Source organism: Microvirga calopogonii (assembly GCF_003347665.1).
GTDB lineage: Bacteria > Pseudomonadota > Alphaproteobacteria > Rhizobiales > Beijerinckiaceae > Microvirga > Microvirga calopogonii.
In genome coordinates, this window is the sequence record NZ_QDGA01000009.1 from 109,294 (window position 1) to 123,704 (window position 14,411).

13 protein-coding genes and 1 tRNA gene are annotated in these 14,411 nt (G+C 63.1%); 3 read left to right on the forward strand and 11 right to left on the reverse strand.

What is annotated here, in order from left to right:
• Both DDF70_RS10690 and rarD read left to right on the forward strand, forming a co-directional pair.
• Positions 1-77: transfer RNA gene (locus DDF70_RS10690), tRNA-His, on the forward strand.
• Between the two features lie 283 nt (positions 78-360).
• Positions 361-1,302, forward strand: coding sequence for an EamA family transporter RarD (rarD, locus tag DDF70_RS10695; protein ID WP_114944849.1), 942 nt, complete (start codon positions 361-363; stop codon positions 1,300-1,302).
• Positions 1,303-1,380: 78 nt separating this feature from the next.
• Here the strand turns inward: rarD and DDF70_RS10700 are convergent, their stop codons facing one another.
• From DDF70_RS10700 to DDF70_RS10720, 5 genes are all read right to left on the reverse strand, one after another.
• Positions 1,381-2,316, reverse strand: a complete 936-nt coding sequence (locus DDF70_RS10700) for a sugar-binding protein (RefSeq protein WP_114944881.1) — start codon at positions 2,314-2,316, stop codon at positions 1,381-1,383.
• Between the two features lie 118 nt (positions 2,317-2,434).
• The gene (locus tag DDF70_RS10705; protein ID WP_114944850.1) at positions 2,435-3,484 is read right to left on the reverse strand and encodes an ABC transporter permease; all 1,050 of its coding nucleotides are present in this window, start codon (positions 3,482-3,484) and stop codon (positions 2,435-2,437) included.
• The gene (locus DDF70_RS10710; protein ID WP_162820337.1) at positions 3,484-4,224 is read right to left on the reverse strand and encodes an ATP-binding cassette domain-containing protein; all 741 of its coding nucleotides are present in this window, start codon (positions 4,222-4,224) and stop codon (positions 3,484-3,486) included. The genes DDF70_RS10705 and DDF70_RS10710 overlap by 1 nt, the downstream gene beginning before the upstream one ends.
• A 142-nt stretch (positions 4,225-4,366) precedes the next feature.
• Complete coding sequence (locus tag DDF70_RS10715; RefSeq protein ID WP_114944852.1) at positions 4,367-5,203, reverse strand: amidohydrolase family protein; 837 nt, start codon at positions 5,201-5,203, stop codon at positions 4,367-4,369.
• Between the two features lie 5 nt (positions 5,204-5,208).
• Positions 5,209-6,222: an aldo/keto reductase gene (locus tag DDF70_RS10720; protein WP_114944853.1), complete on the reverse strand. Its 1,014-nt coding sequence runs from the start codon at positions 6,220-6,222 to the stop codon at positions 5,209-5,211.
• A gap of 307 nt (positions 6,223-6,529) precedes the next feature.
• On the opposite strand from DDF70_RS10720, the gene DDF70_RS10725 reads away from it, so the two are divergent.
• Complete coding sequence (locus tag DDF70_RS10725) at positions 6,530-7,222, forward strand: FadR/GntR family transcriptional regulator (RefSeq protein WP_114944854.1); 693 nt, start codon at positions 6,530-6,532, stop codon at positions 7,220-7,222.
• A 792-nt stretch (positions 7,223-8,014) separates the two neighbouring features.
• Here DDF70_RS10725 and DDF70_RS10730 read toward each other — a convergent pair.
• The 6 genes from DDF70_RS10730 to DDF70_RS10755 form a co-directional block, all read right to left on the reverse strand.
• Positions 8,015-9,655 carry a GMC family oxidoreductase gene (locus DDF70_RS10730; RefSeq protein WP_114944855.1) on the reverse strand — a complete coding sequence of 547 codons (1,641 nt, stop codon included), beginning with the start codon at positions 9,653-9,655 and terminating at the stop codon, positions 8,015-8,017.
• A 64-nt stretch (positions 9,656-9,719) separates the two neighbouring features.
• The gene (locus DDF70_RS10735) at positions 9,720-10,640 is read right to left on the reverse strand and encodes a branched-chain amino acid ABC transporter permease (RefSeq protein WP_425374068.1); all 921 of its coding nucleotides are present in this window, start codon (positions 10,638-10,640) and stop codon (positions 9,720-9,722) included.
• Positions 10,641-10,698: 58 nt separating this feature from the next.
• Positions 10,699-11,586: a branched-chain amino acid ABC transporter permease gene (locus DDF70_RS10740; protein ID WP_114944857.1), complete on the reverse strand. Its 888-nt coding sequence runs from the start codon at positions 11,584-11,586 to the stop codon at positions 10,699-10,701.
• Positions 11,587-11,592: 6 nt separating this feature from the next.
• Positions 11,593-12,300 carry an ABC transporter ATP-binding protein gene (locus tag DDF70_RS10745; RefSeq protein WP_114944858.1) on the reverse strand — a complete coding sequence of 236 codons (708 nt, stop codon included), beginning with the start codon at positions 12,298-12,300 and terminating at the stop codon, positions 11,593-11,595.
• Positions 12,293-13,051 (reverse strand): ABC transporter ATP-binding protein, encoded by a 759-nt coding sequence (locus DDF70_RS10750; protein ID WP_114944859.1) that lies wholly within the window; start codon positions 13,049-13,051, stop codon positions 12,293-12,295. Before DDF70_RS10750 ends, DDF70_RS10745 begins: the two co-directional genes overlap by 8 nt.
• Before the next feature lie 119 nt (positions 13,052-13,170).
• Positions 13,171-14,379: an ABC transporter substrate-binding protein gene (locus tag DDF70_RS10755; RefSeq protein ID WP_114944860.1), complete on the reverse strand. Its 1,209-nt coding sequence runs from the start codon at positions 14,377-14,379 to the stop codon at positions 13,171-13,173.
• Positions 14,380-14,411: the final 32 nt, after the last annotated feature.

Here is a 14,411-nt window from a genome sequence, read left to right on the forward strand (position 1 = left end):
GCAGCCGTAGCTCAGTTGGTTAGAGCACCAGATTGTGGATCTGGGGGTCCCCCGTTCGAGCCGGGGCGGCTGTACCACTTAAATCAAGCACTTAGCCTTCGCAGGTTCGAAGGCCTGCTTGCCGGATATTTTCCCTGGTCGGTTTCAAAGGCAAACGTGACGGTCCACGCGGCGATCAGGCCGTTTTCTAAGATGACCGATTTTACGTCCTTGCGGATCGCCCCGTCGCGTCCGTGACGGCAGGCCATCGCCTCACCGAAGTTGGGGCTATCCCCTTCACGCGAATTGACCTAGGAGCATGACGAGCGGGAGACCTCGCAAGGCCTGCCCTCCATGAATCGGGTGAGCCTAGAGGCTAAGATGGTAACAGGATCAGCGCCTTCCGAGGCACAGCGGACACGTGCCGGGGTTTTCTACGCCCTGGCGGCATTCTTCATGTGGGGTTTGGCCGTCCCGCTGCACTTCAAGCTCATTGCAGCAGTGCCGGCCCTTCAGATCTTGGCGCACCGGATCGTCTGGGCAAGCGTGTTCGCCCTCGGTCTGATCCTCGCGAGCCGGCAATGGCGCAAGCTCATCGAGGCGCTCACGTCCGGTCGGCGCTTGCTGCTGCTGTGCCTTTCCGCTGGCCTCATCGCCATCAACTGGCTCATCTATATCTGGGCCGTCAATTCAGGGCACCTCGTTCAGACGAGCCTCGGCTATTTCATCAACCCGCTCCTGAACGTCGTGCTCGGCGTTCTCTTCCTTCGGGAGCGTCTGAACCCGGCGCAGGTCGCCGCCTGCGTGATCGCCGCGCTGGGCGTGCTGGTGCTCGCCGTCTCGTCGGGAGAGATGCCCTGGGTCGCGCTCGCGCTGGCCTCCAGCTTCGGCTTCTACGGCCTCGTCCGGAAGATCGTGCCGGTCGCCCCGCTCATCGGCTTCTGCGTCGAGTCGCTTCTGCTCACTCCCTTGGCCTTAGGCTATCTCACCTATGTCGCCGCGCAGGGCCAGTCCGTAGCTTTCCGGGGCGATCTGCGCCTGGATGCGCTTCTCGTCCTGACCGGGCTCAGCACCGCGTTACCTCTCATCTGGTTCGCGGCCGCCGCTCAGAGGCTGAAACTCTCTACCATCGGCCTGCTGCAATACCTGGCGCCGTCGGGCCAGCTTGCGCTCGGCGTCCTCGTTTACGAAGAGGCCTTCGGCTGGATCGACGGCATGGCGTTCAGCCTGATCTGGATCGCCCTCGGCATCTACACCGCCAGCGCCCTGAGATCCTCGTCTCCGGCTGCCAAGCCCGCGGAGGCCGATGAAGCAGCCCGCTGAGAGGCTACCCATTCACAACAAACGCCCTGGAGAGGCCTCTCTCCAGGGCGCGGGTCCGCCAGTAATTGAAGTGTCAGCTCATTTGAGCATGGACGCGACGTTGTCCTTCGTCACGCGGTCGATGCCCGCATAGATGATGTCCTGGACCTTCTCGCCCTTCTTGAGCTGCAGAAGGATGTCCATGGCCTTCTCGCCCATTTCGTAAGGCCGCTGGCCGACGAGGGCATTGGCATAGCCGTCGCGCAGCAATTCGAGCTGCACCTTCAAGGTGTCCGCCACGACAAGGCTGAACTTGCCCTGGTCCATGGCTTCCTTGTTCTTGTTCACGAAGCTCTTGTAGGCCTCAGGGACGAACATCGGCCAGCCACCGACGGGCACGATGGCGGCGAGATCCGGGTTGGCCGTCTTGAGGTCCTGCATCTGCTGCACGGCGAGCGCGAGGTCGTCGTTGCAATAGGTGGGCGAGCCGGAGACTTCCGTCCACTTGGAGCCCTTCAGTGCATCGCGCACACCTTCGACGCGCTCCTTCAGGTTGGCGGCGGCCGGACCGCCGGACACCATGGCGTACTTGCCGCCCTCCGGACGCAGCTTCAGGAGTTCCTCGCCGAGGGCCCGGCCCATGGCACGGTTATCCGTGCCCACATGCGCCTGGCGCGCGGAGTTCGGTGCGTCGGCATCGAACGTGATCACCGGGATGCCTGCGTCGCGTGCGGACTTGATCACGCGCACGGCCGCTGCCGCGTCGGAGACCGAGATGGCGATGCCGTCGACCTTCTGGCTGATCAGATCCTGGATGATCTGGGCCTGGCTCGCCGGTTCATGCTCCACCGGGCCTTTGTAGATGCATTCGACATTCCCGAGTTCCTTCGCACGCTTCATGCATCCGTCGCGGGAGAGGTCGAAATAGGGATTGTTCATCGCCTTCGGAACGATGGCGAACTTGTAGGTCTGCTGCGCCATGGCCGGGGCGGTGAGCGCCGCGGCAGCGACCGCGGCAAGGATCAGGCGTTTCATCATGTCTTCCTCCTGGTTGGTTTTCCGCCCCATTGATGGAGTCTCGTGCCCGGATTCTGTCGTCCGGCTTTTCATGTCCGCATTGGAGGCAGGCAGCGCTGGCCTCCGACAACGGTGTTCAAGACGTCATGCGCAGGGTCCGCAGGCGATCGACGAGGACCGCCAGGATGATGATCCCGCCCACGAGGACGATCTGCCAATAGGCGTTGATGCCCGCGAGCACGAGGCCATTGCGGATGACTTCGATGAGAAGGGCGCCGATGACCGCGCCTGCGGGCCCTCCGATGCCGCCGCTGAGGTTCGCGCCGCCGATGACCGCTGCGGCGATGATCGTCAGCTCGTAGCCGGTCGCGAGATTGGCCGGAGCCGAGCCGAGCCATCCCACCATCAGGATGCCGGCGAACCCCGCCGAGAGAGAGGACAGAACGTAGACGGCGATCTTGACCCGCTCGACCGCCACGCCTGTGAGCGCCGCGGCCTTCTCGTTGCCGCCGAGTGCGAAGATGTGCCGCCCGAAGGCCGTGTGATGCAGGACGATACCGATGATTGCAGCGAGAACGAGCAGATAGATGATGGCCACCGGCACGCCGGCGATGTTGCCGTCGGTAATGTCGTAGAAGAGGTTCACGTCCGGCCCGGTCGGGGCCTGCCCGCGCCCCTCCGTGACCGCATAGGCAAGTCCGCGCACGATCGACAGCATGCCGAGCGTCGTCACGAACGGCGAGAGGCCCACGCGGGCGATGAGCAGGCCGTTCACCAGTCCGATCAGGAGCGCGACGCCGAGACCTGCGCCGAGCGAGACGACCATGCCCGCGAGCGGAACGTTGTCGAGAGTCGTGCCGCTCAATGCCTGCATGACGATGGCGCAGGTGATGGCCGAGAGCGCCATGGTCGAGCCGACCGAGAGATCGATGCCGCCGGTGACGATCACGAGCGTGACGCCCAAGGTCACGATACCCACGAAGGAGAAGTTCTTCGCCACGTTGGCGAGGTTGCCCGGACTGAGGAAGGCCGAACTCAGGAACGACATCACGATCATGATGACGATGAGGGCGGCCGCCACATAGGCGGTCTGGCTCGCGAAGAAGCCGCGCCGCCACCAGCGGGCCCGGCCCACATTCGAGAAGTCGCTTGTGTCGGAGCTGGTTGCCGGAGAGAGTTCGCTCATCACGCCGCTTCCTTGGCGCCCGTAATCAGCGCGGTGACTTCCTCGGGGCTCGACTGGTCGATCGGCTTATCCGCCACCTTGGTTCCGCGGCGCATCACGACCACACGTTCACAGACGGAGAAGACATCCGGCATGCGATGCGAAATCAGGATCACGGCAATGCCCGCATCCTTCAGGCGGCGGATGAGATCGAGAACCTCGGCCACCTGACGGACGGAGATCGCTGCCGTCGGCTCGTCCATGAGAATGAGCTTCGCCTTGGCGAGCCGCGTGCGGGCGATCGCGACCGCCTGGCGCTGCCCGCCCGACATGGCACGGACGACATCGTCGGGACGCGTCTCGGATTTGAGTTCGCGGAACAGCGCCGCCGTCCGCTGGTTCATGGTGGCATGGTCGAGGAACGAGAACGGCCCGACCTTGCGCCGCAGCTCTCGCCCGAGAAACACGTTGGCGGCGGCCGTCAGGTTGTCGGCGAGAGCGAGATCCTGGTAGACGACCTCGATGCCGACGGAACGGGCATCGATCGGTCTCGTGAAGTGGACCTCCTGATCCTCGAACAGGACCTTGCCGTGCGAGGGCGGGAAGTTGCCGGCGATGATCTTCACCAGGGTCGACTTGCCGGCGCCGTTATCGCCCATCAGGCCGACGACTTCGCCGGGTTTGATCGTGAGGTTGACGTGGGACAGGGCCCGGATGGCGCCGAATTCCTTCCCGACGTCTTGCAGGACGAGGAGTGACAAGACCGTTCCTCCCTTTATGGCAGGCTATCGCCTGTGCGGCGTCTTTGCGCCATGGTTGATCTAAGCACGGGACCGCAGGCGATGTCATCTGCACCTTCGGAGGAAGAGTTCAGAACGGAGCGGGCACTCTTCCTGTGTGGCGTCATGCGGCTTTCCCACTTCCGTCGAGCTTGTAGAAGCGGATCGCATTCCGGCCGAAGACCGCATCGTGATGGCCGCTCGGCACGAATGCATGACACATGGCAAGCCAATCCTCGTAGGTGCCCGCAAGCCTGAGAACCGGCCAGTCGCTTCCCCAGATCAGCCGCTCGGGACCGAACAGGTCGAGAAGCGCCTCGGCGTAAGGTCTGATGGCTTCCGCATCGCGCCGTTCGCCGGCCTCGGTCAGAAGGCCGGACAGCTTGCAATGAACGTTCGGAAGAGCGGCCAAGCCCGCCATGGCGTCGCGCCACGAGCCGATCTCACCCGTCGCGATGCGGGGCTTTGCTCCATGATCGATGACGGTGGGAAGATCAGGGTGACGCACGGCGAAAGCAGTCAGGGCTCTCAGGTGCTGCGGCGTTACCAGAGCGTCGAAGCGCAGGTCCGCTTCCTTCATGGCCGCGATGGCGGGATCGAGGTGCGGATCGTCGATCCAGTCGATATCCGGAATATCCTGCAGCATGGGGCGCAGGCTCTTCAGCTTCGGATGGCCTGCGAGACGGGCAATGTGGCTGGCGGCATCGACCGCCTTGAGATCGACCCAGCCGACGACGCCAAGGATGAACGAGTGCCGGTCCGCCAGATCAAGCATGAAGTCGGTATCGGCCAGGGAGGCGAGGGACTGAACGAGGACCGTGCCGCCGATGCCGCATGCCTTCAGGCTGGATTCCAAGCCAATCGGCATGAAATCTTGATGGATGTCCGCAAGGTCCGGCGGCGGCCACTGGCCTTGTCGGTTGCGCATCAGCCAGAAATGCTGGTGGGCATCGATCCGCATGGAGCCTACTCGCTTTCACGCGGGAGGGGAACGGCTTCATCGAGCAATCCGGCCCTCCTCAGCGCGATCCAGAGTTCGTCGGGAATGGAGCGCTCGAACCAGGCCACGTTGGTATGAAGCTGTTCGGCGTCGCGGGCTCCGGTCACGCAGGATATGACGGCCGGATGGGCCAGGGGAAAGCGAAAGGCCGCGGCCGGAAGCGGGACATCGAATTCGTCGCACCGCGCCTTCAGGGCCTGAACGCGCTGCACTACATCCGGCGGAGCATCTTCATAATTGAACTTGTTGTTGCCGGCGAGGATGCCGGAATTGAACGGACCGGCGATGACGATGCCGGTTCCTGCGCGCGCGCATCGGTCAAGCAGGGGAAGGCTCATCTGTTCCAACAGCGTGTAGCGGCCCGCGAGCATGACGACGTCGAGATCCGCTTCTCCCATGGCATCGTGAACCACCTCGGCCTCGTTGACCCCGAGCCCGATGGCCGTGACGCGTCCGCTGCCACGCAATTCCTGAAGCGCTCGGAACCCGCCGCCGGCGGTCAGCTGGCGCCAGTAATGCTCATGCCGGTCGCCATGGGTGTAGCGGCCGATATCGTGAATGTAGAGGATGTCGATCTTGAGAATGCCGAGGCGCTGTCGGCTGTCCTCGAAGGACCTCAGGATTGCATCGTAGGTGTAGTCATAGACGGGGCGGAACGGGAGAGGATGGACCCAGCCGTTCTCCTCTGCTCCGACGGTCTTGTCGGGCACCATCAAGCGACCGGCCTTCGTGCTGATGACATAGCTGTCCCGCTCACGATCGCACAGCAGGGCGCCGAGGCGACGCTCGGATCGCGTGTAGCCGTAATAGGGTGCGGTATCGAAATAGCGGATGCCTTGAGCGCAGGCAGCCTCGGTCACGGCCTGAGCTTCCGCAAAGCTTGTGGGGCTGTAGAGACCACCCATCGGCGCGCTGCCGAGCCCGAGCATCGTGAGGGACAGGTCTCGACGGGGGAGGGTGCGACGCTCGGAGGCTTTCATGGCGCGCTCCTGATCGTCGCGCGACAGGGTACTGCCAGCTGCTCTGCCTCCTCGGGCAGCTCCAGCGTGCCGGTGCAATGGTGGAGATGGGCCGTCACGCCGCGCATTCTTCCTCCCTCTGCAACTTGGCCCCATTCTCCGCAGGGCATTTGTGCCTGAATTGGTCAGGCCAATCCAAGAGCAATAGGAATATGGCCGGCGGGAACAATCGGTCAAGTCAAAAGGATGGGCAGAAACTGGAACCCCGATTTGCATTGTCAGGGCTCGAAGTGGCATCTATGGTCAGGCCAATTCCGGGTTTCCGATCATGTCCATCTCCCTCAAGCCAGCAGAGCCGCGGCGCCTCTACCAGCAGGTCGCCGATCAGATCCGCGGCCTGATTCATGGCGGCCAGTTCCTGCCCGGAGCCCGCCTCCCCGCCGAGAGGGACCTCGCGCATCAACTAGGCGTTTCGCGCCCCTCGCTCCGGGAGGCTCTCATCGCTCTCGAGATCGATGGCAGCGTCGAAATCCGCTCCGGCTCCGGCGTCTATGTCTGCACGCCGGTCGAGCGTGCTGCGGGTACGATGCATTCGATGGGAGAGAGCCCCTCGGAGCTGATGCAGGCGAGGGCTGCTATCGAAGGAACGGTCGCGGCCCTCGCCTGTGCCCGCATGACAGCGGAAGGGCTTGCTTCCCTTCAGGCGACGATTCAGGGAATGCGAGCCGACATCGCCGGTGGGCGCGACCCGCTCGATCAGGATCGCCAGTTCCACTTGGCCATTGCGAGCCTGTCCGGCAATTCGGTGCTCATGCGGATCGTGCGCGAGCTGTTCGACGAGCGGCATAGTCCGATCTCCGCCCAGATGAGGATCCGGTTCGACAGTCGCGAGGGTTGGCACACGGCACTCGTGGAGCATGAGGCAATCTATTCAGCCTTCGAGGCGGCGGATCCGCTTCTGGTCCAATCCGCCATGCGAATGCACCTCGACGCGTCGAAGAAGAGATGGCTCGGGGAGTAAGGGCTTCGATCGACGCAGCTCGCTCCCCGAGAATCAATCGACGGCACGGGCTCGGCTTTCGCGCAAAGAAAAAGGCCGGGATGCTATCCCGACCTTGAAAGTTCAAACCATACGCCGTGAGCAATGCTTTCAGGTCGTATGATTGAAATCGCAATCCAATGACAATGAAATCTGATGCCGTAAGTTCGGCGAGGTTCTCGATCACCGGGACCTTGGAACCAGTACCGTCCACGTCGTAGAAAAGATCTCCCGTCCTGTTGGCGTAGATGATGCAATCGTTGGAGAAAGAGAGCTTCGGCCCTCTCAAGAGAGGTGATCAACCCGCGTCGGTGCGGTGTTGGGCGGTATCGGTCGTGCCATGTATGCCGCGCCGAGCTGCGCGACAGAATAATGCAATGCCATTTTGCCTGCCCCGAATGGAAAGAGCTTCTTTGTTGGGCTCTTTGAATAAAACTATGGAGTTCTGTGGAGAGATCGCCAGGAAAATGGCGAAAAGGAAACGCAGTATACTTACGGGTGGAACAAAGCGCTGAAACTAAACGCTCGGAACTATCAGGTTCTCGAAATTTACGCCTCGATAACCATTAATAGTGTTCTGCTGGCTGAATAAGGCAACATCGTGGCCTTGTAAGAAAAAGCTCATTCAATGCTTAAAGTTCATGCCGTGCATAAGATATTATAGCCTGTTGAGGATTATAAACCGATAAATGCGCTCGCAAGAAGAGTATCGGGGCGGATCGAGCGCTTGGAATCACGCCATAGATATCGAGGACAATAGGCTGGCTGGACAGTTCAAGCCGAACGCAGGGCCGGCGTGGCTGTATGCGATTGATCCTCCAGGATCATGGCGGCCCCCCGCTCCGCGATCATCAGAGTCGGTGAGTTTGTGTTCCCGCTCGTGATGGTCGGCATCACGGAAGCGTCGATGACACGAAGTCCCTCCACGCCACGTACACGCAGGCGCGGGTCCGTGACGGCCATCGGGTCGCTTTCGGTTCCCATCTTGGCCGTTCCGACAGGATGGAAGATGGTGGTTCCGATATCCCGCGCGCCGTTCAAGAGCTCCTCGTCCGTCGTCAGATTGGCGCCGGGCTTGTATTCCTCCGGGCGATACTTCCGGAGGGCGGGCATCGACACGATGTGCCGGACCAGTCGCAGCGAATCCACCGCCACGCGCTGGTCTTCCGGTGTCGACAGATAGTTAGGACGGATGAAGGGTGGATCGTCCGACGCGCCGCTGCGGATCCTGACGCTCCCCCGACTGGTCGGCCGCAGGTTGCAGACGCTCGCCGTGAAGGCAGGGAAGGGATGCGGATCTTCTCCGAATTTGTCGAGGGACAGGGGCTGGATGTGAAACTGGAGGTTCGGTGTCGCGTATTCGGGCGACGAGCGCGTGAAGGCTCCCAACTGCGAAGGGGCCATCGTCAGCGGACCTCGGCGAAACAGCACGTATTCCAGACCCATATGGGCCTTCCTGAGGAGGGACCGGTAATCCTCGTTGAGCGTTCGCACCCCATGCACTTTGTAGATCGGGCGCAGCTGCAGATGATCCTGGAGGTTCTCTCCGACGCCCGGCAGGTGGTGGACCACGTCGATCCCATGCTGCTGGAGGTACGCACCGTCCCCGATCCCGGACAACTGCAGGAGCTTCGGGGACGCGATGGCACCCGCGGAAAGCACGACTTCCTTCCGGGCGAGAATGCGCCGTAGAGCGCCATTCTGAAGGATTTCGACCCCGATGACGCGCTTGCCTTCGAAGAGGATGCGCGTGGCATGGGCCTGAATCTCCACCTTCAGGTTGGCGCGGGACATGGCCGGCTTGAGGAAGCCGCGCGCCGAGGACCAGCGCCGTCCGCTCTTCTGGTTGACGTGGAAATACGAGATGCCCTCGTTGCTGCCCGTATTGAAGTCGCTGACACGGGGGATCCCCGCCTCGACAGCGGCTTCGATGAAGGTGTCCAGGAGGTCCCATCGGGTTCGAGGTGCTTCGACGCGCCATTCGCCCCCTGTGCTATGGTGCTCGCCGGCGCCGAGGTAGTGATCGAGGTGCTGGCGGAAGATCGGCTTCACATCGTCCCAACCCCAACCCGTCAGTCCCATCTGGCGCCAGTTGTCGTAATCCTCGCGCTGGCCGCGCATGTAGATCATCGCATTGATGGCCGAGCAACCGCCCAGGACCTTGCCGCGCGGATAGTTCAGGATGCGGCCGTTCAGGCCCGGCTCGGCCTCGGTCTTGAACATCCAGTCGGCGCGCGGATTGCCAATGGCGAAGAGATAGCCGACCGGAATGTGAAACCAGATCCAGTTGTCCTTGCCGCCGGCTTCGAGAATGCAGACCGAGTTTCGAGGGTCCTTGGACAACCGGTTCGCCAGAACGCAGCCGGCGGATCCTGCGCCGACGATCACGTAATCGAATGTATCGCTGTCCGACATGATATGGCTCGATGAAATGAGCGGGCGCTCGTCGGATCGAGCGCCTGCAGAGTTTCCGTCGCTGTTAGGAGGCGCCCTTGGTCCTGCGTCGCATCAGTTCCAGGATTTCGCCCACGATGCCCCGGCGGAAAAGAAGCACGCAGATCACGAAGATGATGCCGATCAGCACCGTGACGGGGAAAGCGGACGCAGCCAGATAATTCTGCAGGGCGATCACCAGACCGGCACCCACGATGGGGCCGATCATCGTGCCGATGCCGCCGAGCAGGGTCATGAGAATGACCTCGCCGGACATCTGCCACTGCACGTCCGTGAGCGTCGCGAACTGGAACACGATGGCTTTCGTTCCGCCTGCCAGTCCCGCCAGCGCGGCCGACATGACGAAAGCGCCGAGCTTGTAGCGGTCGACCCGGTAGCCGAGGGAGACCGCGCGCCGCTCGTTCTCGCGGATCGCCTTGAGGATATTGCCGAAGGGCGAGTTCACGATGCGCCAGATGGAGAAGAAGCCGAACAGGAAGATTGCCAGCGTGACGTAGTACATGGTCAGAGGCTGGTTGAGGTCGATGAAGCCGAGCAGATGACCGCGCGGCACACCCTGAATGCCGTCTTCGCCGTGGGTGAACGGCACCTGCAGGCAGATGAAGGCGAACATCTGCGACAGGGCGAGCGTGATCATGGAGAAGTAGATGCCCTGCCGGCGGATCGCCACGAAGCCGATCACGAGGCCCATGGCGGCGGCACCCGCGACGCCCAGCAGGATGGCGGTCAGGGGCTCCCACCCCCATACCTTGGCCGCATGGGCGGTGAAATAGGCCGCTCCGCCGAAGAAGGCCGCATGGCCGAAGGAGAGAAGGCCCACATAGCCGATGAGCAGGTTGAACGCGCAGGCGAAGAGCGCGAAGCAGAGGACGCTCATCAGCATGACGGGGTAGAAGACGAAGGGAGCAACCAACAGGGCCGCGACGGCGACCGCTCCGAGCACCATGGAGGATGTGCGGAGCCGGGGCTGTTCCGCGAGATATTGGGTTCCGACAGCCATGATTTCACTCCTCCCGCCCGAAGAGACCTGCCGGCCTGACGAGCAGAACGATGGCCATGATCACGAAGATAACGATACTCGAGGCTTCCGGGTAGAAGACCTTCGTCAACCCCTCGAGGACGCCGAGCACATAGCCGGTCACGATGGCGCCCAGGATCGAGCCCATGCCGCCGACGACGACCACGGCGAAGACGATGATGATGAGGTTCGAGCCCATGAGCGGGCTCACCTGGTAGATCGGAGCCGCCAGCACGCCGGCCAGCCCGGCCAGCGCCGCGCCCAGGCCGTAGGTCAGGGTCAGGAGCAGCGGTACATTCACGCCGAAGGCCTGGACGAGCGTGGCATTTTCCGTCGCGGCGCGGAGATAGGCGCCGAGCCGCGTCTTCTCGATGAGAAGCCACGTGCCCAGGCAGATCACCAGGGACGCGATCACCACCCAGCCGCGATAAATCGGCATGAACATGAAGCCCAGATTGAGGGCTCCCGTCAGCTGCGGGGGAGGGGAATAGGGTTGTCCCGCGGCCCCGAACCAGTAGCGGAAGGCGCCTTCGAGGATGAGGGCGAGGCCGAAGGTCAGGAGGAGGCCGTAGAGCGGATCCACGCCGTAGAGACGGCTCAGCATCGTCTTCTCGATCACGACCGCGATGGCGCCGACAATGAGAGGGGCCAGAATCAGCGCCGGCCAATAGCCGATCCCCAGCCAGCTCAGGAGCAGGTAGGCGGCAAAGGCGCCCAGCATGTATTGCGCGCCATGGGCGAAGTTGATGACCCGCAGAAGGCCGAAGATCACCGCGAGGCCGAGGCTCAGCATGGCGTAGAAGGAGCCGTTGATGAGCCCGATGAGGATCTGGCCGTAGAGGGCCGGGGCGGGAATGCCGAAAATGGTGCTCATGATGCTCTACACCCCAAGAACTTCGTGGAGTTCGTCCATGCGCGCATCGAGCTCATGCCCGGGGAACGAGTTCACCATACGCCCATCTTCCATGAGGTAGAAGCGATCTGCCACTTTCTTAGCGAAGCGGAAGTTCTGTTCCACGAGCAGGATGGTCATGCCGCGCTTCTTCAAGGCGACCAGCACATCGCCGATGCGCTGGACGATGACGGGGGCCAGACCCTCCGTCGGTTCGTCGAGCAGGATGATCCGCGCGCCCGTGCGAAGCACGCGGGCGATGGCGAGCATCTGCTGCTCGCCGCCCGACAGCTTCGTGCCCTGGCTCGAACGGCGTTCGTGCAGGTTGGGGAAGAGGCTGTAGATCTCCTCCACGCTCATGCCGCCTTCGGACACCGTGGGCGGCAGCATCAGGTTCTCGGAGACGTTGAGGCTCGCGAAGATGCCGCGCTCTTCAGGCACGTAGCCGAGTCCGGCCTGCGCGACCTTGTGGAGCGGCAGGCCGAGGAGATCCTTGCCCCGCAGGCGGATGACGCCCTCGCGACGGCGCAGGATGCCCATGATGGCGCGCAGGGTTGTCGTCTTGCCCGCGCCGTTGCGGCCGAGCAGGGTCACCGTTTCGCCCTCGCGGATGTCGAGATCGACCCCGTGAAGAACATGGCTTTCGCCGTACCAGGCATTGAGCCCGCGGACTTCGAGAAGAGGAGCGCTACTCATGCTCGGTTCCCATATAGGCTTCGCGCACGCGCGGGTCCCGGCTGACCGTGTCGTACGATCCGTCGGAGAGGATCTCGCCGCGCGCAAGGACGGTGACCCGGTCGCAGAGGTCGGAGACCACGTTCAGGTTGTGCTCGACCATCAGCACCGTGCGGCTGCGGGCGATGCGCCGGATCAGGTCGGAGATGCGGCCGATGTCTTCATGGCCCATGCCGGCCATGGGCTCGTCGAGCAGAAGCATGGCGGGGTCGAGTGCCAGGGTGGTGGCGATCTCGAGGGCCCGCTTGCGTCCGTACGACAATTCGACGGCCGGCAGATGCGCATAGGCCCTGAGGCCGACCGCATCGATCAGCTCCATCGCGCGCTCGTTGAGCGTCGAAAGGGACGCGGAGGAGCGCCAGAACTGCGTCGCGAGGCCCGAGGGGCGCTGCAGCGCCACGCGCACGTTGTCGAGCACGGTCAGGTGCGGGAACACGGCGGAAATCTGGAAGGAGCGGACAAGTCCGAGGCGGGCGACCTCCGCGGGCTTCAGGTTCGTGATGTCCGATCCCTTGAATGCGATCTGCCCGCGGGTCGGCGTGAGAAACTTCGTGAGCAGGTTGAAGACGGTCGTCTTGCCGGCGCCGTTCGGACCGATCAGGGCGTGGATCGTGCCTTCATTGACCGACAGTGTCACGTCCTTCACGGCCACGAAGCCGCGAAACTCCATGGTGAGCCCGGTGGCGCTCAAGATAGGTTGCGTACTGACCATTGAATGAGCCGACACTCTCTTGATGAGGATGCAACGGCTGGATCGGGCGCGAGGCTCGATACCAGCCGTTGTCGAATGATGAGGCGGGGCGGCTCACGCCGGCCCGCGCAGCCTGCAGGTTACTGCGTGGCCTGGCAGCCGCTTTCGGCCATGGACAGATAAGCCTGGTCGCCCGGAACCTTGGCGAGCTGCTTGTACATGTCCCACTCGCTCTTGCTCTCTTCCGGCTTCTTTACCTGGAACAGATACATGTCGTAGACCATGCGGCCGTTGGGCAGCACCTTGCCGTTCTTGGCGAACACGTCCTGGACCGGCATCTCGTGAAGGAGCTTGGCGACCGGCTCGGTCGCGTCCGTGCCGGCCTTCTCGACCGCCTTCAGGTACTGCGTCACGGCCGAGTAGGTGCCCATGTGGATCATGTTCGGCATGCGGCCGGTCTTTTCCTGGAACTTCTTGGCGAAGGCCCGGTTCTCGTCGCTCTGGTCCCAGTACCAGCCCTCGGTCAGGGTCAGGCCCTGTGCGGCCTTCAGGCCGAGGCCCTTCACCTCGGCAAGTGTAAAGAGCAGCGCCGCCAGACGGGTGCCGCCCTGGGTGATGCCGAACTCCGCCGCCTGCTTGATGGCGTTCGCGGTATCGAGGCCCGCATTGGCGAGGCCGATCACGTTAGCGCCGGAGCTCTGCGCCTGCAGCAGGAAGGACGAATAGTCGGTGGCCGCCAGCGGGTGGCGGACGGAGCCGAGAACCTGACCGCCCTTCGACTTCACGAACTTCGAGGTCTCACCCTCGAGGGAGTAGCCGAAGGCATAGTCGGCCGTGAGGAAGAACCACTTGTTGCCGCCGTTCTCCACCAGCGCGCCGCCGGTGCCGACCGCGAGGGCGTGGGTGTCGTAGGCCCAGTGGAAGCCGTAGGGCGTGCACTGCTTGCCCGTAAGGTCGGTCGTCGCGGCGCCGGTGGTGATGGTGATCTTCTTCTTGTCCTTGGACAGACCCTGGACCGCAAGGGCGACGGACGAGGTGGTCAGTTCCATGATGGAATCGACCTTCTCGGTATCGTACCACTGCCGGGCGATGCTGGCCGCGACGTCGGGCTTGTTCTGGTGATCCGCGCTGACGATCTCGACGGGCACGCCGAGAACCTTGCCGCCGAAATCCTGCACGGCCATGCGGGCGGCCTCCACCGAGGACTTGCCGCCGAAATCCGCGTAGACTCCGGATTGATCGTTCAGGATGCCGATCTTGACCACGCCGTCGGAGGCCTGCTGCGCAGAGGCCGACTGCGCCGCAACGGTGCAGCTGAGAGCGAACAGAATCTTGCTGAGAACGCGCATTGACTTCCTTCCCTTCGTTCCGAGGCCGGTTG

What these genes read in the sequence shown, in the direction of transcription:
- rarD (WP_114944849.1), top strand. Translation starts at nt 361, where the DNA reads ATGGTAACAGGATCAGCGCCTTCCGAGGCACAGCGGACACGTGCCGGG.
- DDF70_RS10730 (WP_114944855.1), bottom strand. Translation starts at nt 9,655, where the DNA reads ATGTCGGACAGCGATACATTCGATTACGTGATCGTCGGCGCAGGATCC.
- DDF70_RS10705 (WP_114944850.1), bottom strand. Translation starts at nt 3,484, where the DNA reads ATGAGCGAACTCTCTCCGGCAACCAGCTCCGACACAAGCGACTTCTCG.
- DDF70_RS10725 (WP_114944854.1), top strand. Translation starts at nt 6,530, where the DNA reads ATGTCCATCTCCCTCAAGCCAGCAGAGCCGCGGCGCCTCTACCAGCAG.
- DDF70_RS10750 (WP_114944859.1), bottom strand. Translation starts at nt 13,051, where the DNA reads ATGGTCAGTACGCAACCTATCTTGAGCGCCACCGGGCTCACCATGGAG.
- DDF70_RS10755 (WP_114944860.1), bottom strand. Translation starts at nt 14,379, where the DNA reads ATGCGCGTTCTCAGCAAGATTCTGTTCGCTCTCAGCTGCACCGTTGCG.
- DDF70_RS10720 (WP_114944853.1), bottom strand. Translation starts at nt 6,222, where the DNA reads ATGAAAGCCTCCGAGCGTCGCACCCTCCCCCGTCGAGACCTGTCCCTC.
- DDF70_RS10740 (WP_114944857.1), bottom strand. Translation starts at nt 11,586, where the DNA reads ATGAGCACCATTTTCGGCATTCCCGCCCCGGCCCTCTACGGCCAGATC.
- DDF70_RS10715 (WP_114944852.1), bottom strand. Translation starts at nt 5,203, where the DNA reads ATGCGGATCGATGCCCACCAGCATTTCTGGCTGATGCGCAACCGACAA.
- DDF70_RS10735 (WP_425374068.1), bottom strand. Translation starts at nt 10,640, where the DNA reads ATGGTGCTCGGAGCGGTCGCCGTCGCGGCCCTGTTGGTTGCTCCCTTC.
- DDF70_RS10745 (WP_114944858.1), bottom strand. Translation starts at nt 12,300, where the DNA reads ATGAGTAGCGCTCCTCTTCTCGAAGTCCGCGGGCTCAATGCCTGGTAC.
- DDF70_RS10700 (WP_114944881.1), bottom strand. Translation starts at nt 2,316, where the DNA reads ATGAAACGCCTGATCCTTGCCGCGGTCGCTGCCGCGGCGCTCACCGCC.